Consider the following 22,848-nt stretch of genomic DNA (forward strand, 5'->3'; position numbering starts at 1 on the left):
ATTCCCGTCACACCGTCGGGGCGAAGATGTGCGCACTGGCCGCGAAGGCCGCCGCGAAAGGTGGATTCAATGTTGAATCAGGGCATCGGCTCGTGGCTCGAACGACGCCGGAGCAAATCAGGGGGCAAGGCCGCCGTGATTTTCGCTGAGCGCACGACGACCTACTCCGAACTTCTCGAGCGTGTCGAGCGCCTCGCGGTCGCGCTGCGCCAACGTGGCATCGCGAGAGGAGACCGGGTCGCCTACCTCGGCGAGAATCACCCGGCATTCCTCGAGACTCTCTTCGCGACCGCGACGCTCGGGGCCGTGTTCGTCCCGCTCAATGCGCGCCTCGCCGCGCCGGAGGCGAACTTCGGGCTCAACGATGCCGGTTGCCGCATCCTCATCCACGCCGAGTCGCTCGAAGCGGTGGCTGCGGCGGCAATCATCGACAGCCCCGTCACACACCGCATCGTCGTCGACGACAGCGGACTCGGAACTCCGATCACGGCGTCGCTGCCGTCGCTGGGGTTCGACGACGATCAACGGGAGTCCGAGGCCGTCGTCGAGCAGTTCGATCTCGTGATCGCCGAGGCAGTGCCCGAACGGATCGATGTCGAGGTGTCCCTCGAAGATCCCGCGATCATTCTCTACACGTCTGGCACAACAGGAAGCCCGAAGGGTGCCCTGCTCACGCACGGCAATCTCACGTGGAATGCCATCAACGTGCTCGTCGACTACGACTACCTCAGCGGTGAGGTTTCGCTCATGATCTCGCCGCTGTTTCACGTCGCATCGCTCGGGATGGGCGTGCTGCCGACACTGCTCAAGGGCGGCACGCTCGTGCTTGAACCGCGCTTCGACGCCGGCCGGGCGCTCGAGGTAATCGCCCGTCACCGCGTCACGAGCATGAGCGGCGTGCCGACGACGTACCAGTTGTTGAGCGAGCATCCGCAGTGGGCCGAGGCCGACCTTTCTTCGCTCCGCCAACTCACCTGCGGGGGTTCTGCCGTGCCGATGCGCGTCATCGAGGCGTACGAGCAGCGCGGACTCGCCTTCTCGGGCGGATACGGCATGACGGAGACATCGCCGGGCGTCACGAGCATCCCGGCTGAGCGCAGTCGAGAGAAGGCGGGCACCGCGGGCCAGCCGCACTTCTTCACCAGCATGCGCGTCGTCACTGAGCAGAGCTCCGAGGCGGAGGTCGGCGAACCTGGCGAGATCCAGGTGGCCGGCCCGAACGTGATCCGCGAATACTGGAACCGGCCGGATGCCACGGCGGACTCCTATACCGAGGACGGCTGGTTCCGCACGGGTGACGTCGGGTACACCGATGACGACGGGTTTCTCACGATCTCCGATCGTCTCAAAGACATGATCATTTCGGGCGGGGAGAATATCTATCCCGCCCAGGTGGAGCAGGCCATCCGAGAGCTCGACGCCGTCGCGGATGTCGCCGTCATCGGTGTCCCAGACGACCGCTGGGGTGAGGTGCCGTGGGCGATTGTGAGCGTCCGAGACGGCCACGCGCTGGGCGAAGAGACGGTGCGTGACTTTCTGCAGGGCCGCGTTGCTCGCTACAAAGTGCCAAAGAATGTCGTGTTCGTCGATGAGTTTCCGCGCACCGCGAGCGGCAAGATCCGCAAGGCTGAATTGCGTCTGCGTTACGGGCGCTGACGGCCAGCGCAGACAGAGTCGTCGGTGCGCCGTAGGCTGGGGGAGTGAACCTCGAACACCACTACGCCATTGATATCGAGTGGACGGGCAATCGGGGCACCGGCACGAGTGACTACCGGGCGTACGGCCGTGATCACACGCTCACAGCGGTGGGCAAGCTGGCGATCGAGGGCTCGTCAGATCGTGTCTTCCATGGGGATGCTTCACGCTGGAACCCGGAGGAGCTGCTGCTTTCGGCGCTGAGCCAGTGCCACCTGCTGAGCTATCTCCATGTCGCGGTTGCCCACGGCATCGTCGTGACGGCATACACCGACGCCGCCGTCGGGGTGATGCGCCAGAACGATGCCGGTGGGGGGCAGTTCGTTTCGGCGACGCTGCATCCGGTCGTCACGGTTGCCGACGCGAGCATGGTGGATGCGGCGCTCGCTGCGCACGCTGAGGCGAGCGAGAAGTGCTTCATTGCGGCATCCGTCAACTTTCCGGTCGGCCATGCGCCGCGCATTGTCGTGGCAGACGCATGATCGCCGCTTCACTCCGCCGAGCAGCGCGCCTCTTCGCAGTGGTCACCGTGAGTGCCGTCGTGCTCACGGGATGCCAGAGCCCACCCGATGCCGAGAGCGACGCGGCGTCGGGCTGTGCGCCAGAGGGCGGCGCCTCGCTGAGCGTTTCGGCCGAGGGTGAACTGTTCTCGCGCCCGGAGGTCACCTTTCCGACACCGATCTCGTCGCTGACCACCGAGCGCTCAGTGCTCGTCGCCGGCGACGGGCCTGTCGTGACCGCCGACTCGATCGTCACGGTCGATTTCGTTGCGTTCAACGGGACCTCGGGCGAGCAGATCGAGTCGACGGGCTACGGAGCACAGGGGATCGGTCGCACCCTCATCACGCTCGACACTGAATCTGCCGCGCCCGGGGTGCGCCGAGCGTTGCTGTGCTCAACCGTGGGGTCGCGCATCGCCGCAGTGGTGCATCCTGACGACGGCATTGGCGCGCAGGCCGCCGCCGTGGGGGTCGGGAGCGGCGAATTCATCGTCTACGTCTTTGACATCGTGTCGCTCGCGCTCGACGCCGCCGACGGCGAGGAGCAGCCGCAGGATCCCGCCCTGCCGCTCGTCGAGTCGTCTGCCGATGGCTCTCCCGTGGCCACCATGCCGTCGACCCCGGCACCGACACAGCTTGTCACCTCGACAATTGTCACCGGGTCGGGACCGGTCGTGCGTGACGGTTCCGAACTTGTGATCCGCTACCGCGCGATGCTCTGGCGCAACGGGCTCACGGTGTTTGAGAACTGGAGTGATCCGAGCGTCGAACGCACGGCCATGAGCGACCTGCTGCCGGGTGTGTCGCAGTCGCTTGTGGGGCAGTCGGTGGGGTCGCGCGTGATGGCGATCGTGCCGCCCGAGCTCGGCTTTGGTCGCACCGGGGATGCGCAATCATCGGTGACCGGCACCGACACGCTCGTGTACATCGTCGATATTCTCGCGACGACCTAGCTTTCACCCGCCGCAGCGGAGCTCGGCTTCGCCAAGAAGGAGTCACATGCGCCGCGTCATCATTCTCGGTTCCACCGGATCGATCGGCGTGCAGGCGCTTGAGGTGATCGAAGCGAATCGTGATCGCTTCGAGGTGGTCGGCCTCACGGCGGGCAGCAGTGCTGATGCGCTCGCCGAGCAGGCGGCGAGGTTTGGGGTTGCCGACACCGCGCTTGGCGCCGATGACTCGGTGCGCCTCATCGAGTCGGTCGAGGCAGATGTTGTGCTCAACGGCATCACTGGCTCGGTCGGTCTCGGCCCCACCCTCGCTGCACTGCGAGTCGGTGCGACGCTCGCCCTCGCCAACAAGGAGAGCCTTATCGTCGGCGGGGCGTTGGTGCAGGATGCTGCGGCTCCGGGTCAGATCGTGCCGGTCGACTCCGAGCATTCCGCAATCGCACAGGCACTCGTTTCTGGGTCCAGGGCCGAGGTGCGTCGGCTTGTGCTCACGGCGTCGGGTGGGCCGTTCCGCGGGCGCTCAAGGGAGTCGCTCGCGGGGGTGACGCCGGCGGAGGCGCTCGCGCATCCGACGTGGGATATGGGTCTCGTGGTGACCACGAACTCTTCCACCCTTGTCAACAAGGGCCTTGAAGTTATTGAAGCCCATCTGCTCTTCGGGGTGCCCTTTGACGACATCGAGGTGACGGTGCATCCGCAGTCGGTCGTGCATTCGATGGTGGAGTTTGTCGACGGATCGACGATCGCGCAGGCGTCACCGCCAGACATGCGTTTGCCGATTTCGCTCGGGCTCGACTGGCCCAATCGGGTGCCGGGAGTCGGGGTGCCCCTCGACTGGCGGGTCGCGCACGAGTGGACCTTTGAGCCGCTCGACACGGTCGCGTTTCCGGCCGTCGATCTCGCGAAGCAGGTGGGTCGTGCGGGTTCGACGTTCCCTGCAGTGTTCAATGCCGCGAACGAGCAGGCGGTGCAGGCCTTCCACGCGGGGGCGATCGGCTACCTCGACATTCTCGAGGTGGTGAGGCGGGTCGTCGATGCGCACAGCGGGGCAGAACTCTCGCTCGAGGGCGTGCTGGCGGCGGAGCGGCACGCCCGTGCGGATGCTGACCGCATCATCGCCACTTAGTCGTCGTCGCGGTCTTTCTTGCCCTTGTTGCCGTTGTTCCCGTTTGACCCACGGGAGTCCTCGTCTGAATCATCGTCCGAATCGCCATCCGAATCGTCGCTCGGAGCCGGTTCGGGTGCCGGCTGAAGCGCGGCCAGCGCGGCTTCGGCATCGGCGCGGACCATCGCGATGGCAGCCGACACCGAATCGACGCGGGCCTGGGTGATCTGGCCGCGCGCGAGGGCATCCTGCAACTCGACCTCGAGGGTTTCGAGGTGCGCGAGCACGCTGGCGGGGTCGGCGGAGGCAGCGGCCGTTGTGACGCTCTGCACGCGGGTCTGCAGGCGTTCGGCGGCATCCGCGTCATAATCGCTGGCAGGGGCGCACCCGACAAGGCCGATGGTGATCATCGCAGCGGCAATCCCGAAGACAACGCTTCGGCGGGGCCGGTGGTGAGTCGTTGTTCGCATCATGGTTCTACGCTCCGTTGCAGTTGCTCGAGGCTTTCGCCGAGTTCACCCTCGACGGCGGGGTACTCGATGGCGGGCCCCGCCTCGCCAGGGCGAAGCGCGAGACTCACTGCCACGACGATGGCGATGAGAACTGCGACGCCGATCAGGCTGAGCAGGATGATGCGCCGCCGCCGGGGTGAGGTTGTCGCGGGGGCCGCAGCGGCGGAGACGGAAGCAGAGCTAGAGCCAGAGCTAGAGCTAGAGCCAGAGCCGGCCCTCTCGAGCACGGCGGTTGCCGCTGTCGCCGCGGCTGCCGGTGTCGCCGCGGCCGCGCCGGTCGCCTCGGGGGCATAGGGCTCGGTTGCGCCGGTGGCAGCGGGGACGTAGGGCTCGGTCGCGGCGGGCTCGTACTGTTTCGTCGCGTCGAGTCGCTCGGTCGCGGTGCCGTGCGATGTCACGGGCGGCAGTGCGGCGAGCATCCCCAGTCTTTCGGCGAGGTCGAGGCCTCCCGGGCGCTGCTCGGGGTCTCGCGCGGTCATTCTGGTGAGCAGTTCGGTCCACTGCGCATCGAGGGTGGTGGGGATGCTGGGGTCGCGCGTGACCCGTGCCGCCATCGATTCTGCTGCCGAGCCCGGGAATGCGCGCTCGCCGGTGAGTGATTCGAGGAGCACGAGGCCGAGTGAGTACACATCGCTCGCCCCCGTGAGTTCGCGACCGAGGGCCTGCTCTGGTGAGAAGTATCCGGCGGTGCCGATGACGGTTCCTGTCGCGGTGAGTCGTGCGCCATCGACGATCCGAGCGATTCCGAAGTCGGCGAGTTTCGCCGGGGGGCCGGTGTGTTCGCCGGTGCGCTCCGGCAGAAGGATGTTGCCAGGCTTGACGTCTCGGTGGATGACGCCGCGTGCGTGCGTGTACGCGAGGGCTTCGGCGAGCTGCCGTCCGATGAGCGCCACCTCGGCCGCTGGCAGCGCGCCGGCTTCGAGTCGCGTGCGCAGGTCGTGGCCCTCGATGAGCTCCATCACGAGAAAGGCGCAGTCCGCATCGTCGTCGGTGGCGGCGTCGAAGAGGGTGACGAGACCGGGATGGCTGAGGCTCGCCAGCAGTTGTACCTCTTCGCGGTGGCGCGCGAGACCTTCGGCATCGGTGAGCCCGTGCCGAAAGACTTTCACCGCAACCGCGCGTCCAAGTGACTCGTCAATCGCCCGGTGCACGGTGGACATGCCGCCGCTGCCGATCTCCTCGTGGATGTGATATCGCCCGCCGAGCACAACACCGTCGCTCTGCTTCGTGGTCATGTCGCCTCATCGTTGTCGAACTTGGGTCGCGGGCAATGATAGTCCGGCTCTCAGTCTGTCCACAGGGGGAGGCCCCGTGCTCGGCAGGCATGCAGCTTCCACAGGGAGTGACACCGCTATTCTTTGCCGGTGGAATCAGTCCTCCTGTACGTCGTCGGCATTCTGGTCATCGTCATCGGCCTCGCGGTGTCGATCGCGCTCCACGAGATCGGCCATCTCGTGCCAGCGAAGCTCTTTGGTGTGCGGGTGGGCCAGTTCATGATCGGCTTCGGGCCAACCCTCTGGTCGCGCCGGCGCGGCGAGACGGAGTACGGGGTGAAGGCGCTCCCGCTCGGGGGCTACATCTCCATGTCGGGAATGTATCCGCCCGTCAAGGGCGAAGAGCACGGTCGCGCGGCGAGCACTGGCTTCTTCCAGACCCTCGTGCAGGATGCGCGCGATGCGAGCGCCGACACTATCGCGCCGGGCGAGGATGAGCGGGCCTTCTACCGCCTGCCGGTGTGGAAGCGTGTTGTCATCATGCTCGGCGGGCCGTTCATGAACCTCGTCATCGCGACGGTGCTGTTCATGATCGTGCTCGGTGGGATCGGTGTTCAGCAGCCGAGCACCACGATCGGCACGGTGAGCGAATGTGTCGTTGCGGCGAGCAGTGAGCAGCAGGAGTGCGCGGCGGATGACCCGCTTGCCCCAGCGGCAGAGGCAGGTGTGCTGCCGGGCGACCGTCTCGTCAGTATTGACGGCGAGCAGGTGGAGTCGTGGGAGTCTGCGAGTGCGATCTTCCGTGCGTCACCCGGCATCACGCTCGAGCTTGTTGTGGAGCGCGATGGCACTGAGCATGAGCTCGAGATCACCCCGCTGCTGACGGAACGCTACGTCTACGACGACGACGGTGTCGCCATCGAAGGTGCCGACGGCGAGCTTCTCACGGAGGACGTGGGCATGGTCGGCATCAGCGCCGCCTACCAGCTCACGCCGCAGCCCGTCACCGATGCGTTCCCGCAGGTCTGGGAGAATACGGTCGCGGTGACGGAGGTCATCCTGAACCTGCCGCAGCGCCTCATCGATGTCGCCGAGGCCGCATTCGGCACGGAGGAGCGCGACCCCAATGGGCCACTCTCGGTGGTCGGTGTCGGTCGCATCGCCGGGGAGATCACGAGCATCGACACGATTCCGGTGCTCGAGCGCGTGAGTTATCTTCTGGGCCTTGTCGCCTCCGTCAATGTCGCCCTTTTTGTTTTCAACCTGGTGCCGCTCATGCCGCTCGACGGCGGGCACATTGCCGGCGCGCTGTGGGAGGGGCTGCGGCGTCGCCTCGCCAAACTGTTCGGCCGACGTGACCCCGGCCCCGTCGATACCGCGAAGCTCATCCCGCTCACCCTGACGGTCGTCATTCTGCTCGGCGGCATGAGCGCCCTGCTCATCTACGCGGACATCGTCAAGCCCATCAGCCTGTTCTAGGGCGCTGCTCGGCGCCGCTACAGGCTCAACAGGAGCGCATCGCCTTGGCCGCCCCCACCGCAGAGGGCGACGGCAGCTCTGCCGCTGCCGCGCCGCGCGAGTTCGTGCGCCGCGTGCACGACGAGCCGCGCCCCGGATGCGCCGATGGGGTGGCCGAGCGCGATCGCCCCACCGTGCGGGTTCACTCGCGCAGGGTCGAGACCGAGGTCACGCATCGATTGCACCGAGACGGCAGCAAATGCCTCATTGATTTCGATGTGGTCGAGGTCGGATGCCGCCCACCCGGCTTTGCCGAGTGCCGACGCGATTGCACGCGATGGTTGAGAGTGCAGCGAATTGTCGGGGCCGGCCGTCTGACCAGACGCCCCGACGACGGCGAGCACGGTGAGGCCGTGCTGTTCCGCGTAGGCGCGGCTCGTGAGCACGACGGCGGCGGCACCGTCGCTCAGTGGGGAGGAGTTGCCTGCCGTGATGGTGCCGTCGTCGGTGAACGCCGGGCGCAGGCGAGCGAGGGTGTCGGCCGTGCTGTCGCCGCGCACGCCCTGGTCTTCCGTGACGAGGGTGACGTCGCCTTTGCGGCCGGGAATCTCGACCGGTGCGATTTCGGCGGCGAAGCGACCAGCGCTCTGCGCGGCGGCGGCCCGCTGGTGCGAGCCCGCCGCAACCTCATCCTGTTCGGCGCGAGTGAGACCGAGCCGGCCGTTGTGCCGCTCGGTCGAGAGCCCCATCGATTCGTTGTCGAAGGCGTCGGTGAGTCCGTCGTGTGCCGCGCTGTCGACCGCGCTCATGCTGCCGTAGGTCCAGCCTTTGCGTGATCCGGGCAGCACGTGCGGCGCGTTTGTCATCGACTCTTGGCCACCCGCGACGACGACGTCGGCTTCTCCGAGACGGATGAGCCGGGCGCCGTCGATGATGGCGTGCAGGCCCGAGAGGCACACTTTGTTCACGGTGACGGCGGGCACGTCCCAGCCGATGCCGGCGGCGATCGCGGTCTGCCGCGCGGGGTTCTGCCCAGCACCCGCCTGGAGCACCTGGCCGAAGATGACGGCCTCCACGGCATCCGCTGCGAGTCCCGATCGCGCGATGGCGGCGGAGACGGCGACCGTGCCGAGTTGCACGGCGGTGAGCGGTGCGAGCTGGCCGAGGATGCGGCCCTGAGGGGTGCGGGCGGCGGCGACGATGACAACATCATTGGGCATGTGCGGAGCTCCTCGGCGTGCGGCGGTGGCGCTTCGACAGTATCAAGCGCCGCCGGGGCGCGAGGTCAATTGGTGAGTTCGTAGAAGCGGAAGAATCCGGAATCGGCGTGGGCGAGCATCCCGCCGAATCCCGCCTCGATTGCATAAGAACTGAGGAGCGATGGTCGCATGACAGTCCCGGTGCCGACGGATGGCGCGGAGGAGAGCCCGTCCGGCAAGCAGACGAGCAGGCTGAAGCCGTACATGAGGCGCTCGGTCTCGTCACCGCGGCCCGTGAACTCTTCGCCGACCGCTTCGTCCATGACGATCACGATGCCGTCGTCTCCCGCCAGCCGACGCATCGCCCGGAGCACCGGAACTGGCTGGGGCATGTCGTGCACGCATTCGAAGGCGAAGACTACGTCGAACGGGCCGTCTGTGCCGGTGTCTGTGCCTGCCGTCGAAGCAGGAGCGCTGCCGGCGTCGCCCGCGATGAACGACACGCGATCGTCGAGCGACGCCACGACGGCGTTCTCGCGCGCCATGGCGATAGATGGCTCATCGATGTCGAAGCCGCGCACGACCGAGTGCGGGTAGGCCTTCGCGATGGCGATCGACGACCAACCGCCGCCGCATCCGATATCGGCAACTCTCGCGCCAGGACGCGACAACCGTTCGTGAAGGTGCGGGATCTCGGCGAGCACCCCGGCGAGGTCATTCTCGAAGTACGGGCGGTTCATGTCGGACTGGCTCTCACGCATGCCGGGCCCGAACGCGTCCCACGACACCCCGCCTCCCGTGCGGTGGGCCTCGACGATTGCGTCGATCTTTGCGCCGGCCGTCGTGAGCATTCGCGCGAGCGGTGCGAGATAGGCGCTGCTCGTGGGATCGGTGAGCACCTCGGCGTGCGCAGTTGGAAGGCTGTAGCGTTCGCCATCATCGGCGAAGTCGACCTCGAGGATTCCGCTTGTCGCTTGCTGTTGGAGCCACTCCCGCACATACCGCTCGGAGGTTTCGGATGCTGCGGCGAGCTCCGCAGAGGTGAGCGCCCGCCCGCCCGCGAGAATGCGGTAGTACCCGAGTCGATCGCCGATGTGCACGGCATAGATGTCGATGGCACCGAGCGCGGCGTCGAAGACACGCTCTGCGAACTGGTCGACGCTCGCAGACATGATGCCTCCTCGCTGGCGTCGTCGGGTCGAGCGGCGCTGTGGCAGCAAACTACTCGCTCTCAGGCCACACCGGGGCGGTATTGAGCAAACCCTCAGGTCGGCGGTCGCTCAGGCGCACCGCGCGTAGACTTAGCCCGTGGCTGCCATCAACCTCGGAATGCCGAGAATCCCCGAAATCCTCGCTCCGCGCCGCAAGACTCGTCAGCTTGCGGTCGGCAACGTGCTGGTCGGCGGCGACGCCCGCGTGAGCGTGCAGTCGATGACGACGACGCAGACCACGAACATCAATGCGACACTGCAGCAGATCGCCGAACTCACGGCGTCCGGGTGCGACATTGTTCGGGTCGCCGTGCCGCATCAGGATGACGCGGATGCGCTCAAGATCATTGCGAAGAAGAGCCAGATCCCGGTGATCGCCGACATCCACTTTCAGCCCCGCTACGTGTATTCGGCAATCGATGCTGGCGTCGGCGCGGTGCGCGTGAACCCTGGGAATATCCGCAAGTTTGATGACCAGGTGGGCGAGATCGCGAAGCGGGCGAAGGAGGCGGGTGTGAGCATCCGCATCGGTGTCAATGCCGGTTCGCTCGACCCCCGGCTGCTGCAGAAGTATGGCAAGGCGACGCCGGAGGCGCTCGTCGAGAGTGCGGTCTGGGAGGCGAGTCTCTTTGAGGAGCACGACTTCCACGATTTCAAGATTTCGGTCAAGCACAACGACCCCGTCATCATGGTGAAGGCCTACCGCCTCCTTGCGGAGCGCGGCGACTGGCCGCTGCATCTCGGCGTCACGGAGGCTGGCCCGGCGTTCCAGGGCACCATTAAGTCGGCGACCGCGTTCGGCATTCTCCTCTCGGAGGGCATCGGCGACACGATTCGGGTGTCGCTCAGCGCCCCTCCCGTCGAGGAGGTCAAGGTCGGGTTGCAGATTCTGCAGTCGCTCAACCTGCGCGAGCGCAAGCTTGAGATTGTGTCGTGCCCGAGCTGCGGCCGAGCCCAGGTAGACGTCTACACGCTCGCTGAAGAGGTCACCGAGGGGCTCAAGCATGTGACAGTTCCCCTTCGCGTCGCGGTCATGGGCTGTGTCGTGAACGGCCCGGGTGAGGCCCGCGAGGCCGATCTCGGTGTCGCGTCAGGCAACGGCAAAGGGCAGATCTTCGTCAAGGGAGAGGTCATCAAGACCGTGCCGGAGTCGGAGATCGTTGCAACCCTCATCGAGGAGGCTGGCCGACTCGCGGCAGACATGCCAGCGAGCGAGTCCGGCACCCCTCAGGTTGTGACGGCGTAGCCCGCATCGTGTTTCGCTCAGGTGACGTCCAGCAAACTTTGAGGCGGCTCGACATAACGTCGACCGATATGAGCAGCACTCCGCGAAAGGCCATCCTGTGACCGCCATCCGGGGCAATGCCACATTCCGCCACGAGAATACGTCTCTCTTGGCGGTTGCCACGACGATGGCGCCAATCGTGGTGACGTCAGAGCAGATCGACGACCGCCTGAGCGCGTCGCTGCGCCGACTGCATCTGCCGAGGGGGCTGTTGCAGCGGGTCGCTGGCGTGCTTGAGCGACGGCAGTGGGATTCGAGCATGAACTTCGCCGAGGCGGCGACGGATGCGGCATCCCGCGCCCTCGATGAGGCGGGGGTCGACCGCTCCGAGGTGGGCCTCATGATCAACACCTCGGTGACCCGCAAACATTTGGAGCCGTCGGTCGCGGTGAGCATCCACCACGGCCTCGGGCTGCCGTCGTCGGCGTTGAACTTTGACATCACGAACGCGTGCCTCGGGTTTGTCAACGGCATGACGCTTGCGGCCCAGCTGATTGAGTCTGGCCAGATCAAGTACGCGGTCATCGTGGATGGTGAAGACGCCGACGAACTGCACGTCAACACACTCGAGCGTCTCTCCGGCTCGGAGCTGACGAAGGCGGAGTTCGTGGAGGAGTTTGCAAGTCTCACGCTCGGCTCCGGCGCCGCTGCGGCCGTGCTCGGCCCGAGCGATCTGCACCCTGAGGGGCACCGCATCCTTGGCGGCATCACCCGCTCCGCTACCGAGCACCACAATCTCTGCGTCGGCGACGTCAAGGGCATGTTCACCGATGCGAAGCGATTGCTCGCGAGCGGCATGGAGCTCGTGATGGATGCGTGGAACGAGGCGAAGCGCGAGTGGGACTGGTCAAACATGGACCGCTACATCACGCATCAGGTGTCTGCCGTGCACACTGGCGGCATCATCAAGGCCGCGAAGCTTGACCGTGCCAGGGTGCCTGTGACGTATCCGACGCTCGGCAATGTCGGCCCCGCATCGCTTCCGATCACGCTCGCGATGGAGGCCCCGCAGCTGCGCCGCGGCGACCGCGTGTTGTGCATGGGCGTTGGCTCCGGCCTCAACACCGCGATGACCGAGATCGCCTGGTGAGTCGCACCGAGGCCGGGCGGATGCCGGCCGCGCTTCCGCCGAGCGGTTTGCCGGGCCTTGACCCTTCGTTCTCTCGGCTCGTCACGGCATCGTCGCGGGCCGACCATCACGCCGAATTGCACACCTGGCATGTGCTCGACAACGCTCAGCGCCTCGAGCAGCTCGGGGTCACGCCGGTCGGCACGATTCTGTGCGTGCACGGCAATCCGACCTGGTCGTATCTGTGGCGCGCGCTCGTGTCGGCGGCGACGGATGCCGCGGCATCCGGCAGCGAGGCATGGCGGGTCATCGCGGTCGATCAGCTTGAGATGGGGTTTTCGGAGCGCACCGGAACACCGCGGCGGCTTGCCGATCGCGTCGCCGACCTCGGTGACCTCACCGACGCGCTCGGTCTTGCTGGGCCGGTTGTCACGCTCGGGCATGACTGGGGCGGGGTGATCGCGCTCGGCTGGGCCGTCGACCACCCCGAGCTGCTTGCTGGCGTGATGTCGCTCAACACCGCCGTGCACCAACCCGACGGCACCCCGATTCCGGCTCCCTTGCGCCTGGCATTGCAGCGACCGCTGCTGCGGTCGAGCACGGTGCAGTCCCCGGCGTTTCTCGCCGTCACGCTTGGGCTCGCGCATCCGCGTCTGCCGAACGATGTTCGGGCGGCGTATGCGGCCCCGTACGGCAGCGCCGCCCTGCGCCGTGGAATTGGCGATTTTGTCGCCGACATTCCGGTCGATGCTCGGCACGCGAGCTTCAGTGAGCTTGAGCGCATCGCCGAGGGGGTGCGTTCGCTCGAGGTTCCCGCGCTGTTCCTGTGGGGGCCACGTGATCCGATCTTCAGCGATCGCTACCTGGCCGATCTGCTCGAGCGGATGCCGCACGCCGACGTTCATCGCTTCGAGGGGGCCGGCCACCTCGTCGCTGAAGACCGCGAGTATGCTCCGACGGTGCTCCACTGGCTCGCCTCCGCGCGAGTGCTCGAGCGCGCCGCGGCCGTGGCGTCACATGCTCCAGGGATCGCGTCAGAAAATGCGCCAGAGAACGCTCCAGCGAACGCCCCAGAAGACAGCCCTGCGAAGTGGCAGCATCCGCCGCTCTGGTCGATGCTCGACTCCCTCCGCGAGAGTGGCGGGGCCGCGCTCGTGGAGCTGGCGCCGCGCGGTCGACGCGGCCCGCGCACGGTGAGTTGGCGGTTGCTGGCACGCCGGGTCGATGAGCTTGCGGCGGGCCTCACGGCGCACGGTGTGCGCCGTGGTGACCGGGTGTCGGTGCTGGTGCCGGCAGGTGCCGACCTGACCGCGGTGCTCTACGCATGCCTGCGCATTGGCGCGATCGTTGTCGTCGCCGATGCTGGTTTGGGGGTTGCTGCGCTCGGGCGGGCGGTGCAGGGCTCGCGCCCCGACCATGTGATCGGCATCGAGAAGGCCCTCGTTGCCGCGCGGGCGCTCGGATGGCCCGGTCAGAAGTTTTCGACTCGCCGCCTCAGTGCACCGGTCGCGAGGGCCCTCGGCGTGAGGGCGAGCCTCAGCGAGTTGGCGCAGCTCGGCCGGAGCGACCCGCGGTTGCCGGCAGCGCCATCGCCGGGTGACCTCGCCGCCATCCTGTTCACTTCGGGGTCAACGGGGCCGCCCAAGGGTGTCGCCTACACGCACGGGCAACTCTCAGCGCTGGCCGCCGTGCTGCGCGAACAGTACGACGTGACCCCAGGCACGGGGCTCGTGGCGGGCTTCGCCCCGTTTGCGCTGCTGGGTCCTGCGCTCGGCGCGACCTCGGCGACGCCGGATATGGATGTCACGGCGCCCGCAACCCTCACGGCCGCGGCAGTCGCCGATGCCGTCGTCGCCGTCGATGCGCGCATCGTCTTTGCGTCGCCGGCGGCGCTTGCGAGCGTGCTCAGGACCTCAGACCGCCTCGACGCCGGCCAGCGGGAGGCGCTCGCTCGCGTCTCGACGCTGCTCTCGGCCGGTGCCCCGCTCTCGGCGCCGCTGCTCGACCGCGTATCGCGGCTCGTGCCCGCCGCGACGATCCACACCCCCTACGGCATGACGGAGGGCCTGCTGCTCACTGACATCACGCTCGACGGCATCCACGCAGCATCCGAGGTCGGCGGTGCTGGCGGTGGTGGCGGCAATGCTGGCGGCGTCTGTGTCGGTGTGCCAACCGCAGCAGCCAGGGTGCGCATCAGCGCCCTCGATGAGCACGGCGCGGCGACGGGGCTACCGAGCGAGCGGCCGGGGGTGACGGGTGAGATTGTGGTCTCGGCCCCACACCTCAAAGACCACTACGACCGGCTCTGGGCCACCCAGATCGCGAGCGAAGTGCCGGAGGCGACGGAGTCGGGTCGCTGGCATCGCACGGGCGACGTCGGTCACCTCGACACAGAGGGCCGGCTGTGGGTCGAGGGCCGACTGCCGCACGTGATCGTGACGGCCGATGCGGTGCTCACCCCTGTCGGCATCGAGCAGGGTGCCGAACGCGTCGCCGAGATCGCCCGCGCGGCTGCCGTTGGTGTCGGCCCGCGCGGTGCCCAACAGCTCGTCATTGTGGCCGAAGTCACTCCCACCATCCATCGGTGCCGGGTGGGGAGCGCCGATCTCGCGGCGGTCGTGCGCGAGACCACCGGTCTGCCGATTGCCGCGGTGCTGCTGGTGCCGAAGCTGCCGACCGATATTCGCCACAACTCCAAAATCGATCGGGCCGCCCTCGCGGCGTGGGCCGACGGGGTGCTCGCTGGCGGGCGGATGCGGCGGCCGGCGTGAGAGTGCTCGTGACGGGTGCCAGCGGTGCGCTCGGTGGCGATGTGGCCAGGGCGATGCTCGCGGCTGGGCACGAGGTGCGCACCTTCCAGCGCGGCCCGTCCGGGGTTGACGGTGCCGACGACCTGCTCGGCAGTGTCACGGATGCGGCGGCTCGCGACCGCGCGACCGCTGGCGTGGATGCGGTGGTGCATCTCGCAGCAAAGGTGTCGATGACCGGCCCGCTCGCCGAGTTCGTTGCCGTCAATGTGGATGGCACGCGCGGACTGCTCGACTCGGCGCGTCGCGCCGGTGTCTCGCGCTTCGTGCAGGTCTCTTCACCCTCGGTTGCCCACACTGGCGCTGCGATCATGGGGGAGGGGGCTGGCGCAGCCGACCCGGCACACGCTCGGGGCAACTACGCGCGCACAAAGGCTCGCGGCGAGCTGCTGGCGCTCGCCGCCGATGCCGACGACTTCGCGGTCGTTGCGGTGCGGCCGCACCTCGTGTGGGGGCCCGGTGACACACAGCTCATCGGCCGGATTGTGGAGCGGGCTCGCCAGGGCAGGCTTCCCCTGCTCGGCTCGGGCGCCGCACTCATCGATACGACGTACCGCGACAACGCGGCATCCGCCGTCGTCGCGGCGCTCGAGAGGGCCGAGTCGGCGCACGGGCGAGCGTTCGTTGTGACAAATGGTGAGCCCCGCACGATCGCCGAACTGTTTGAGGGAATCTGCCGGGCTGCCGGTGTCACGCCCCCGCGATGGAGGGTGCCCGCCGCCGCGGCGCGGGTCGCGGGCTTCGCGATCGAGGGGCTGTGGGCGGTACGCCCCGGTGCCGATGAACCTCCCATGACCCGGTTTCTCGCCGAGCAGCTATCGACAGCGCACTGGTTCGACCAGCGTGACACGCGTCTCGCGCTCGACTGGGCGCCCACCGTGACGATTGATGAGGGGCTCGCACGGCTCGCAGCGTCATACGGTCGGCGGCCGCGCGAGTAAGTTAGTTCTCGTGTCTACACGCCTCTCTCAGCTCTTTGTCCGCACCCTTCGTGAAGATCCGGTCGACGCCGAGGTCGCGAGCCACCGCCTGCTCGTGCGCGCCGGGTATATCCGTCGCCAGGCCCCCGGCATCTTCGCCTGGCTTCCGCTGGGGCTCAAGGTGCGTCGTAAGGTCGAGCAGGTTGTGCGTGAGGAGATGGCCGCGGCCGGGGCCCAAGAGGTGCTCTTTCCCGCGCTCCTGCCGCGTGAACCGTATGAGGCGAGCGGTCGCTGGGAGGAATACGGCGACGCCCTTTTCAGGCTAAAAGACCGCAAAGACGCCGACTACCTGCTCGCCCCGACGCACGAAGAGGTCTTCACGCTGCTCGTGAAGGACCTGTATTCGAGCTACAAGGACCTGCCGCTGACGATCTACCAGATCCAGGACAAGTATCGCGACGAGGCCCGGCCCCGCGCCGGCATCCTTCGCGGCCGCGAGTTCTCGATGAAGGACGCGTACTCGTTCGACGCCTCCGACGCTGGGCTCGACGCAAGCTACCAGGCCCAGCGCGACGCCTACGAGCGCATCTTCGCGCGGCTCGGCCTCGAGGTCGTCATCGTCAAGGCGGATGCTGGAGCGATGGGCGGCTCGCGCAGCGAAGAGTTCTTGCACCCGACACCTGTGGGCGAAGACACCTTCGTGCGCTCCGCGGCAGGCTACGCCGCGAACGTCGAAGCCTTCACGACGACCGCGCCCGCGGCGCTGCCGATCGAGGGCCTCGCCGCGGCCGAGGTGTTCGATTCGCCCGGCACTCCCACGATCGACACCCTCGTGACCCTCATCAACGAGCGCCACCCGCGCGCTGACCGCCCGTGGACGGCGGCCGACACCCTCAAAAACGTCGTGCTCTCACTCACGAACCTCGACGGCACGCGCGAGCTCGTCGTCGTGGCGCTCCCCGGCGACCGCGAGGTCGACCTGAAGCGGGCCGAGGTCGCGTTCGCGCCGGCCGAGGTGGATGCCGCCTCCGAGGCGGAGCTCGCGAAGCATCCGCTGCTCGTCAAGGGCTATATCGGCCCGTGGTCTGCCGATGGCGCCGTGCTCGGCGAAACGTCGAGCACCGGCATCCGTTTTCTCCTCGACCCCCGCGTCGTCGACGGCACCCAGTGGGTCACGGGGGCGAATGTCGACCAGCAACACGTGTTCAACCTCGTTGCGGGTCGCGATTTTACGGCCGACGGTCTCGCCGACATCGCCGAGGTCCGCGCGGGCGATGAGGCTCCGGATGGTTCGGGGCCGGTCGAGCTCGCCCGTGGCATGGAGCTCGGGCACGTGTTCCAGCTCGGCCGCAAGTATGCCGAAGCGCTCGGACTCAAGGTGCTCGACGAGAACGGCAAGCTCGTCACCGTCACGATGGGGTCGTATGGCATCGGCGTGACGCGCGCGCTCGCGGCCATTGCCGAGGCAAACAACGACGGTCGTGGGCTCATCTGGCCGCGAACGGTCGCGCCGTTCGATGTGCACGTTGTCGCGGCGACGAAGGATGAGACGGTGTACGGGGTCGCCGAGCAGTTGGTCGGCGAGCTCGAGGCCACCGGCGCCGATGTGCTCTTCGATGATCGGCGCAAGGTCTCACCCGGCGTCAAGTTTGGCGATGCCGAGTTGCTCGGTGTGCCCATCATCGTGGTGGTCGGCAAGGGTGCCGCTGAGGGCACGGTCGAACTTTGGGATCGTCGCACGGGGGTCAAGACCCCCACGCCGGTCACCGCTCTGGTCGAGGCATACCGCGCCCTCGGCGTCTAGCGCGAGTCCGAGGGCGAATCGTCGGGCGCTGCGCTCCAGCTGCGCGGTTTCTTCACTCCCGTCAGGGGTGGTCGCGTCCCGTGCTTCAGCAGCGTCAACTGATAGAAGATGTAGCCGAAGACGATCGTGCCAGCGAGCAGGACGATGCGCGCGAGCAGTGTCCCGGCGATCGCTACTTCCGGTGGGACGCCCGCGGACAACAGGAAGCCGATCATCGCGGCCTCGTACAGGCCGGCACCTCCCGGGGTGATCATGACGATGCTCACGATGCTCGAGAGTCCATACGCGATCATCACGACGGCAGGATCGAGCGGGTATCCGAGAGCGATGAAGGCGACGGCGAAGAGCGCGATATCGGCGAGATTCGCCACCAGGGACCAGAGGAATGGCACGATCAGCACTCGCCGTGCGCGCGTCATCTCCAGGTAGTCCGTGTGCAGATCGTGGGCGAAGCGACTGATCGTCGCCTCGGGGATGAGCTGCCCCTTCCTCCCGAAGGTCAGGCGGCGCACCACGGTGTTGATGAGGCGTGATATCCGAGTGGAGAAGCCCTTGAGCCGTCGCTCACTCCCCGCCAGCACCAGGAAGAGCGTGATGGAGGTGATCGTCGCGAGGATGATCGCTCCGCTGACGAGGCAGATGAGGAGGTTCGCCCGGCCGGTCACGGCGAGCGACACGAGGGCCGCGGCGAGCAACAACACGAAGGAGGTGAACGTGAGCGCGAAGCGAATGAGCTGCGCCATCGTCGAGTTGCCGCCGCTGACCCCGAAGTGACTGAGTTTCCAGCCGGTGTAGGAGAACCCTGCTGCACCACCACTGGGCAACACATGGTTGACGAAATTGAACTCGAGGGACATTCGTGCGGCCGTGAGGGGGCGAAGCCCCATGAGCGTGCCTCTCCCGCGAAGGTATGAGAAGAGCGCCTCTCCCGTAGCGAAATAGCTCGCGAACTGCACGGGGAGCAACAGCGAGAGCACCCAGAGATTCACCTGGCCGAGGTACCCGATCGCATCGCTGATCTGCGGCCAGGCGCCCACGATGATGAGCACCAATATGACGCCGGTTGCGATGCTCAACCACAGTCGAATCGACCTCATCCGGTCGGTGCCGCCCGCCGTGCGGGATTTCCATACCCGTGCTTGCCCAAGGTCAGGCTGTCGGTGTTGTAGTACGTCGAGAGCTTCTTGAACACGAGCGAACGGAGAAGGCGACACTTCACCACGAGCTCAGGGCAATAGGCGATCTGGTGCCCGGTCGTGAGCAGCGAGATCGTGATGTCGACGTCCTCGCTGACGGTGGCATCATCAACGCTCACGATCCCGCGAATCCTGTGCCACGCCGTGGTGCGCAACGCACAATTGAACCCGTACATCATGGGCTTGACGCCGATGCTTCGCTCGTGCCAGCGCCGAAACCCTGCGTAGTGCCACGTGACCCAGAAGCGACCCGGAGGCGAGAGCTCGTACACGCCGGCGGCTCCTGCGATCGCATCGAGGTGTGGCTGATCGTGGAACGAGCGTCGGATGGTGTCGGCCCAGCCTGGCGCGACGACGGTATCGGCATCGATCCGCGCGAATATCTCGGTGGTCACGGCGTCGAAGCCGCTCGTCCGAGCGTAGGAGATCCCCTGGCGCTGTTCGGAGATGACTGTGACCGTGCGATAGCTGGATGCGATCTCCACCGTCTCGTCTGTCGAGTTGTTGTCGACCACGATGATCTGCTCGGGCGGGCGGTCCTGATGCACGAGGGCGTCGAGACAGGAGCGGATGACCGCAGCCTCGTTGTAGACGGGAATCACGACGCTCAACGCGGCCACCGACGCTCCAATCCGGCCGAGCTGCGGGCGCGGCACACTGCATCCCACTCTATGCCAGGGCGCGCGAGTGATCGCTTCGGGCGCTCGGCGGACGTCCTAGCGCTTCGCCGCCTTCGGCAGGGCGATCGGACCGGTCACGGTGTCGGCGTCCTGCCAGAACTCCACGTTCTTGAGCCCCGGAACCTGGTCCTGCGTGAATACGGGGTCTTTGCCCGCCTTGCGCTGCTCGCTGTAGTTGTTCAGCATCTTGAACGCGATGCCAGAGAGCAGGCCGATCGCGATCAGGTTGATGAGTGCCATCACCCCCATGATGCCGTCGGCTGCTGTCCAGACGAGCGAGGTGGAGGCGACGGAGCCGCCGAGCACGGCGAGGACTGCGAGCAGTCGATAGCCCATGAGCACGGCGCGATTGCCCGTGATGAACTCGATGTTCGAGTACCCGTAGTAGTAGTTGCCGAGGATCGAGCTGAACGCGAGCAAGAAGATCACGATCGTGAGCGCGACAGACGCCCACGATCCAAGGGAGTTCACAAGCGCATCCTGTGTCGGCCCGATGCCGCGTTCGAGCCCCGCGAGGTCTGGTGACGTCACGAGAATGATGAAGGCCGTGATGGAGCAGACGAGAAAGGTGTCGAAGTAGACGCCGAGGGTCTGCACGAGGCCCTGCTTCACGGGGTGGGTCACGGCGGCACTCGCGCCGGCATTCGGCGCCGAACCGAGGCCTGCCTCGTTGGAGAACATGCCACGCTGCACGCCCGTGAGGATGATCGTGCCGATCGCGCCGCCCGCGATCTGCTGGAACCCGAACGCACCGGCATAGATCTCGCCGAACACGCGGGGGATTTCGCCGAAGTTCAGGCCAACGATGATGAGCCCGAGGATGAGGTAGATGATCGCCATGGCGGGCACGAGCGACTGGGTGACGCTGGCGATGCGACGAACGCCGCCGAAGATGACGAGGGCGGTGAGCAGGGCGAGCACAATGCCGATGACCCATGGTAGCCATGCGACCTCGCTCCCGGTCGTCGATGTCACGGTCGCCGTGATGGTGTTGGCCTGGAGCGAGCTGAAGGCGAAGGGGAAGCACACGATGAGCACGACCGCGAAGACGATGCCCGCCCAGCGTGCGCCGAGGCCGCGCTCGATGTAGTACGCGGGCCCGCCGCGGAATCCGTCTTGGTCTTTCGTCTTGTAGAGCTGCCCAAGGGTGGACTCCACGAAGCTCGAGGCCCCGCCGATGAAGGCCATGGTCCACATCCAGAAGATGGCACCGGGGCCGCCGACGACGATGGCGGTGCCGACGCCGGCGATGTTGCCGACACCGACGCGCGAGGCCGCCGAGATGGTGAAGGCCTGGAATGCGCTCACCGATTGCGCCCGCCCGGCCCCGTCGGTCGGCGTCCTGTCGGTGAGCGTGCGGAACATCTGCGGGATGAGTCTGAATTGCACGACTCCGGTGCGGAAGGTGAAGTACAGCCCGAGCAGCACCACCACGGGGAGCACCGCCCAGGTCCAGAGTTGGCCGCCGGCTGCACCGATGATGCTCTCGAGCTCGTCCATGCGGCTCAGAGTACCCCCGGAGGGGGGTCATGAGGCAAGCATGCTTCTGCACTTCGGCGGATATTCGTGCGCGACTCCGGTACCGTAGTCGAGGACTTGCGTGTGGTTGCGCGAGCAGAGATCTGAATAGTGGAGGCCCTCGGTGGACATTGATTTGAGCGTATTGCGGCTCATGGAACGCGAACGCGAGATTCCCTTCGAGGAGCTTGTTCAGATCATCGAGCAGGCGATCCTCACGGCCTACCTCAAGCACACGGCGCCGACCGATTCTGCCTCCGGCGAGGGCAAGCAGGGTGCAAAGCCTGACCTCCACGAGGTGTCGCGCGCCCGGGTCGAACTCGACCGCAAAACGGGTCACGTCACGGTGTTCGTGCCGGAGTATGACGACGAGGGCACCGTCATTGGTGAGTCGGTCGACAGCCCGAGCGACTTCGGCCGCATTGCGGCGTTCGCGGCAAAGCAGGTCATCAACCAGCGCCTCCGCGATATCGCCGACGATGCCGTGCTCGGCGAGTTCAAGGGTCGCGAGGGTGACATTGTCGCCGGCATAGTGCAGCAGGGCCCGAATCCGCGGATGATCCATGTCGACCTTGGCACGATCGAAGCGATCCTTCCTCCCGAGGAGCAGGTGCCCGGCGAGGACTACGCGCACGGTCGTCGACTCCGCGTCTATGTCACGAGCGTGAGCAAGGGGCTCAAGGGCCCGCAGATCACCGTCTCGCGCACGCATCCCTCGCTCGTGCGCAAGCTCTTCGCGCTCGAAGTTCCCGAGATCGCGAGCGGCATCGTCGAGATCGTCTCGCTCGCCCGTGAGGCCGGGCATCGCACGAAGATTGCGGTGAAGGCGAACGAGCCGGGCATCAATGCGAAGGGTGCCTGCATCGGGGAACTCGGTCAGCGCGTCCGCGCGGTCACTGCAGAACTCAACAACGAGAAGATCGACATCGTCGACTATTCACCAGACCTCGCGACGTTCGTTGCGAACGCGCTTTCGCCAGCGAAGGTGAGCTCCTCCTTCGTTATCGATCAGGCGACGAAGGCGGTTCGCGCCCTCGTCCCCGACTACCAGTTGTCGCTCGCGATCGGCAAAGAGGGCCAGAACGCCCGTCTCGCAGCAAAGCTGACGGGCGCGCGCATCGACATCCAGCCGGACAGCATCCTCGAAGACTGACTGGATGGCGATGCGCGCGCAGCACGGACGGACGCGTCAGCGTTCGGCAGGCTGGACGTATCGGGCAGCATCCAGCCGGACAGCATCCTCGAAGACTGACTGGATGGCGATGCGCGCGCAGCACGGACGGACGCGTCAGCGTTCGGCAGGCTGGACGTATCGGGCAGCATCCAGCCGGACAGCATCCTCGAAGACTGATCGGCGACACGTTAGGGCAGCCGCTGCCCAGCATCGAGGGGTAGTATGGAACCCGTAAGAACGTGCCTCGGCTGTCGCACGCGAGCATCCGCCTCCTCCCTTGTGAGGTGTGTGGCTCGCAGCGGCGTCGTAGTGGTGGATGCTTCCGCCTCCCTCACCGGTCGTGGCGCCTGGGTGCATCCCACTGTGGAGTGCGTCGAAAAAACTCTCAAACGTCGGGCCTTCGGGCGGGCGCTCCGGGTTTCTGAGGCGCTCGACACATCGAAGGTGCTGCCGGCAGTTCTTGCACTTCACCAGTCGGAGCCGCCCCATGCGGCCCCCTAACGAAACGGCTGAACGAAACAGTGACACACAATGCGTGACAACTAATGAGC

The 22,848-nt window shown here is 66.7% G+C and carries 19 protein-coding genes; 12 read left to right on the top strand and 7 right to left on the bottom strand.

The features are described 5' to 3' along the window. Window positions 1–69: 69 nt before the first annotated feature. The 4 genes from menE to ACY48M_RS08060 are packed head-to-tail and all read left to right on the top strand — an operon-like array spanning window position 70 to window position 4,271. Window positions 70–1,656: an o-succinylbenzoate--CoA ligase gene (menE, locus tag ACY48M_RS08045; RefSeq protein ID WP_462819747.1), complete on the top strand. Its 1,587-nt coding sequence runs from the start codon at window positions 70–72 to the stop codon at window positions 1,654–1,656. A gap of 44 nt (window positions 1,657–1,700) precedes the next feature. Further along, window positions 1,701–2,177 (top strand): OsmC family protein, encoded by a 477-nt coding sequence (locus tag ACY48M_RS08050; protein WP_462819748.1) that lies wholly within the window; start codon window positions 1,701–1,703, stop codon window positions 2,175–2,177. Then, on the top strand, window positions 2,174–3,148 hold the full coding sequence (locus tag ACY48M_RS08055) for an FKBP-type peptidyl-prolyl cis-trans isomerase (RefSeq protein WP_462819749.1): 975 nt from the start codon (window positions 2,174–2,176) through the stop codon (window positions 3,146–3,148). The genes ACY48M_RS08050 and ACY48M_RS08055 overlap by 4 nt, the downstream gene beginning before the upstream one ends. Before the next feature lie 46 nt (window positions 3,149–3,194). Beyond that, the gene (locus ACY48M_RS08060; protein ID WP_462819750.1) at window positions 3,195–4,271 is read left to right on the top strand and encodes a 1-deoxy-D-xylulose-5-phosphate reductoisomerase; all 1,077 of its coding nucleotides are present in this window, start codon (window positions 3,195–3,197) and stop codon (window positions 4,269–4,271) included. Here ACY48M_RS08060 and ACY48M_RS08065 read toward each other — a convergent pair. Both ACY48M_RS08065 and ACY48M_RS08070 read right to left on the bottom strand, forming a co-directional pair. Beyond that, a complete protein-coding gene (locus ACY48M_RS08065) occupies window positions 4,268–4,723 on the bottom strand; it encodes a hypothetical protein (protein WP_462819751.1) in 456 nt (151 codons plus the stop codon). The two genes, ACY48M_RS08060 and ACY48M_RS08065, sit on opposite strands and share 4 nt — an antisense overlap. Next, window positions 4,720–5,997 (bottom strand): serine/threonine-protein kinase, encoded by a 1,278-nt coding sequence (locus tag ACY48M_RS08070; RefSeq protein WP_462819752.1) that lies wholly within the window; start codon window positions 5,995–5,997, stop codon window positions 4,720–4,722. The genes ACY48M_RS08065 and ACY48M_RS08070 overlap by 4 nt, the downstream gene beginning before the upstream one ends. A gap of 129 nt (window positions 5,998–6,126) precedes the next feature. Between ACY48M_RS08070 and ACY48M_RS08075 the strand changes: the two genes are divergently transcribed. Further along, window positions 6,127–7,455 (top strand): M50 family metallopeptidase, encoded by a 1,329-nt coding sequence (locus ACY48M_RS08075; protein WP_462819753.1) that lies wholly within the window; start codon window positions 6,127–6,129, stop codon window positions 7,453–7,455. Between the two features lie 17 nt (window positions 7,456–7,472). Here the strand turns inward: ACY48M_RS08075 and ACY48M_RS08080 are convergent, their stop codons facing one another. Together ACY48M_RS08080 and ACY48M_RS08085 are read right to left on the bottom strand one after the other, a co-directional pair. After that, window positions 7,473–8,654, bottom strand: a complete 1,182-nt coding sequence (locus tag ACY48M_RS08080; protein ID WP_462819754.1) for an acetyl-CoA C-acetyltransferase — start codon at window positions 8,652–8,654, stop codon at window positions 7,473–7,475. 65 nt (window positions 8,655–8,719) lie between these two features. Beyond that, window positions 8,720–9,805: a class I SAM-dependent methyltransferase gene (locus ACY48M_RS08085; RefSeq protein ID WP_462819755.1), complete on the bottom strand. Its 1,086-nt coding sequence runs from the start codon at window positions 9,803–9,805 to the stop codon at window positions 8,720–8,722. 136 nt (window positions 9,806–9,941) lie between these two features. Between ACY48M_RS08085 and ispG the strand changes: the two genes are divergently transcribed. From ispG to ACY48M_RS08110, 5 genes are all read left to right on the top strand, one after another. Beyond that, a complete protein-coding gene (ispG, locus tag ACY48M_RS08090) occupies window positions 9,942–11,090 on the top strand; it encodes a flavodoxin-dependent (E)-4-hydroxy-3-methylbut-2-enyl-diphosphate synthase (protein ID WP_462819756.1) in 1,149 nt (382 codons plus the stop codon). A 166-nt stretch (window positions 11,091–11,256) separates the two neighbouring features. Then, the gene (locus tag ACY48M_RS08095) at window positions 11,257–12,219 is read left to right on the top strand and encodes a 3-oxoacyl-ACP synthase III (RefSeq protein WP_462819894.1); all 963 of its coding nucleotides are present in this window, start codon (window positions 11,257–11,259) and stop codon (window positions 12,217–12,219) included. Window positions 12,220–12,239: 20 nt separating this feature from the next. Then, a complete protein-coding gene (locus tag ACY48M_RS08100; RefSeq protein WP_462819895.1) occupies window positions 12,240–14,969 on the top strand; it encodes an alpha/beta fold hydrolase in 2,730 nt (909 codons plus the stop codon). Next, complete coding sequence (locus ACY48M_RS08105) at window positions 14,966–15,946, top strand: NAD-dependent epimerase/dehydratase family protein (protein ID WP_462819757.1); 981 nt, start codon at window positions 14,966–14,968, stop codon at window positions 15,944–15,946. The genes ACY48M_RS08100 and ACY48M_RS08105 overlap by 4 nt, the downstream gene beginning before the upstream one ends. 10 nt (window positions 15,947–15,956) lie before the next feature. Then, window positions 15,957–17,729, top strand: a complete 1,773-nt coding sequence (locus tag ACY48M_RS08110) for a proline--tRNA ligase (protein ID WP_462819758.1) — start codon at window positions 15,957–15,959, stop codon at window positions 17,727–17,729. Here ACY48M_RS08110 and ACY48M_RS08115 read toward each other — a convergent pair. The 3 genes from ACY48M_RS08115 to ACY48M_RS08125 form a co-directional block, all read right to left on the bottom strand. Continuing rightward, the gene (locus ACY48M_RS08115; protein WP_462819759.1) at window positions 17,726–18,805 is read right to left on the bottom strand and encodes a lysylphosphatidylglycerol synthase transmembrane domain-containing protein; all 1,080 of its coding nucleotides are present in this window, start codon (window positions 18,803–18,805) and stop codon (window positions 17,726–17,728) included. The genes ACY48M_RS08110 and ACY48M_RS08115 overlap by 4 nt on opposite strands. 17 nt (window positions 18,806–18,822) lie before the next feature. Beyond that, window positions 18,823–19,545 carry a glycosyltransferase family 2 protein gene (locus tag ACY48M_RS08120; protein ID WP_462819760.1) on the bottom strand — a complete coding sequence of 241 codons (723 nt, stop codon included), beginning with the start codon at window positions 19,543–19,545 and terminating at the stop codon, window positions 18,823–18,825. 96 nt (window positions 19,546–19,641) lie between these two features. Next, on the bottom strand, window positions 19,642–21,105 hold the full coding sequence (locus ACY48M_RS08125; RefSeq protein WP_462819761.1) for an alanine/glycine:cation symporter family protein: 1,464 nt from the start codon (window positions 21,103–21,105) through the stop codon (window positions 19,642–19,644). A 142-nt stretch (window positions 21,106–21,247) separates the two neighbouring features. On the opposite strand from ACY48M_RS08125, the gene nusA reads away from it, so the two are divergent. Together nusA and ACY48M_RS08135 are read left to right on the top strand one after the other, a co-directional pair. Then, a complete protein-coding gene (gene nusA, locus ACY48M_RS08130; RefSeq protein WP_462819762.1) occupies window positions 21,248–22,276 on the top strand; it encodes a transcription termination factor NusA in 1,029 nt (342 codons plus the stop codon). 243 nt (window positions 22,277–22,519) lie between these two features. Next, window positions 22,520–22,798 (top strand): YlxR family protein, encoded by a 279-nt coding sequence (locus ACY48M_RS08135; RefSeq protein WP_462819763.1) that lies wholly within the window; start codon window positions 22,520–22,522, stop codon window positions 22,796–22,798. Window positions 22,799–22,848: the final 50 nt, after the last annotated feature.

The sequence above is a fragment of the Homoserinimonas flava genome, assembly GCF_054969005.1.

Coding starts and splice junctions, on each gene's coding strand:
- ACY48M_RS08085 (WP_462819755.1), bottom strand. CDS start 9,805: ATGTCTGCGAGCGTCGACCAGTTCGCAGAGCGTGTCTTCGACGCCGCG.
- ACY48M_RS08055 (WP_462819749.1), top strand. CDS start 2,174: ATGATCGCCGCTTCACTCCGCCGAGCAGCGCGCCTCTTCGCAGTGGTC.
- ACY48M_RS08070 (WP_462819752.1), bottom strand. CDS start 5,997: ATGACCACGAAGCAGAGCGACGGTGTTGTGCTCGGCGGGCGATATCAC.
- menE (WP_462819747.1), top strand. CDS start 70: ATGTTGAATCAGGGCATCGGCTCGTGGCTCGAACGACGCCGGAGCAAA.
- ACY48M_RS08125 (WP_462819761.1), bottom strand. CDS start 21,105: ATGGACGAGCTCGAGAGCATCATCGGTGCAGCCGGCGGCCAACTCTGG.
- ACY48M_RS08060 (WP_462819750.1), top strand. CDS start 3,195: ATGCGCCGCGTCATCATTCTCGGTTCCACCGGATCGATCGGCGTGCAG.
- ACY48M_RS08100 (WP_462819895.1), top strand. CDS start 12,240: ATGCCGGCCGCGCTTCCGCCGAGCGGTTTGCCGGGCCTTGACCCTTCG.
- ACY48M_RS08080 (WP_462819754.1), bottom strand. CDS start 8,654: ATGCCCAATGATGTTGTCATCGTCGCCGCCGCCCGCACCCCTCAGGGC.
- ACY48M_RS08065 (WP_462819751.1), bottom strand. CDS start 4,723: ATGATGCGAACAACGACTCACCACCGGCCCCGCCGAAGCGTTGTCTTC.
- ACY48M_RS08135 (WP_462819763.1), top strand. CDS start 22,520: ATGGAACCCGTAAGAACGTGCCTCGGCTGTCGCACGCGAGCATCCGCC.
- ACY48M_RS08095 (WP_462819894.1), top strand. CDS start 11,257: ATGGCGCCAATCGTGGTGACGTCAGAGCAGATCGACGACCGCCTGAGC.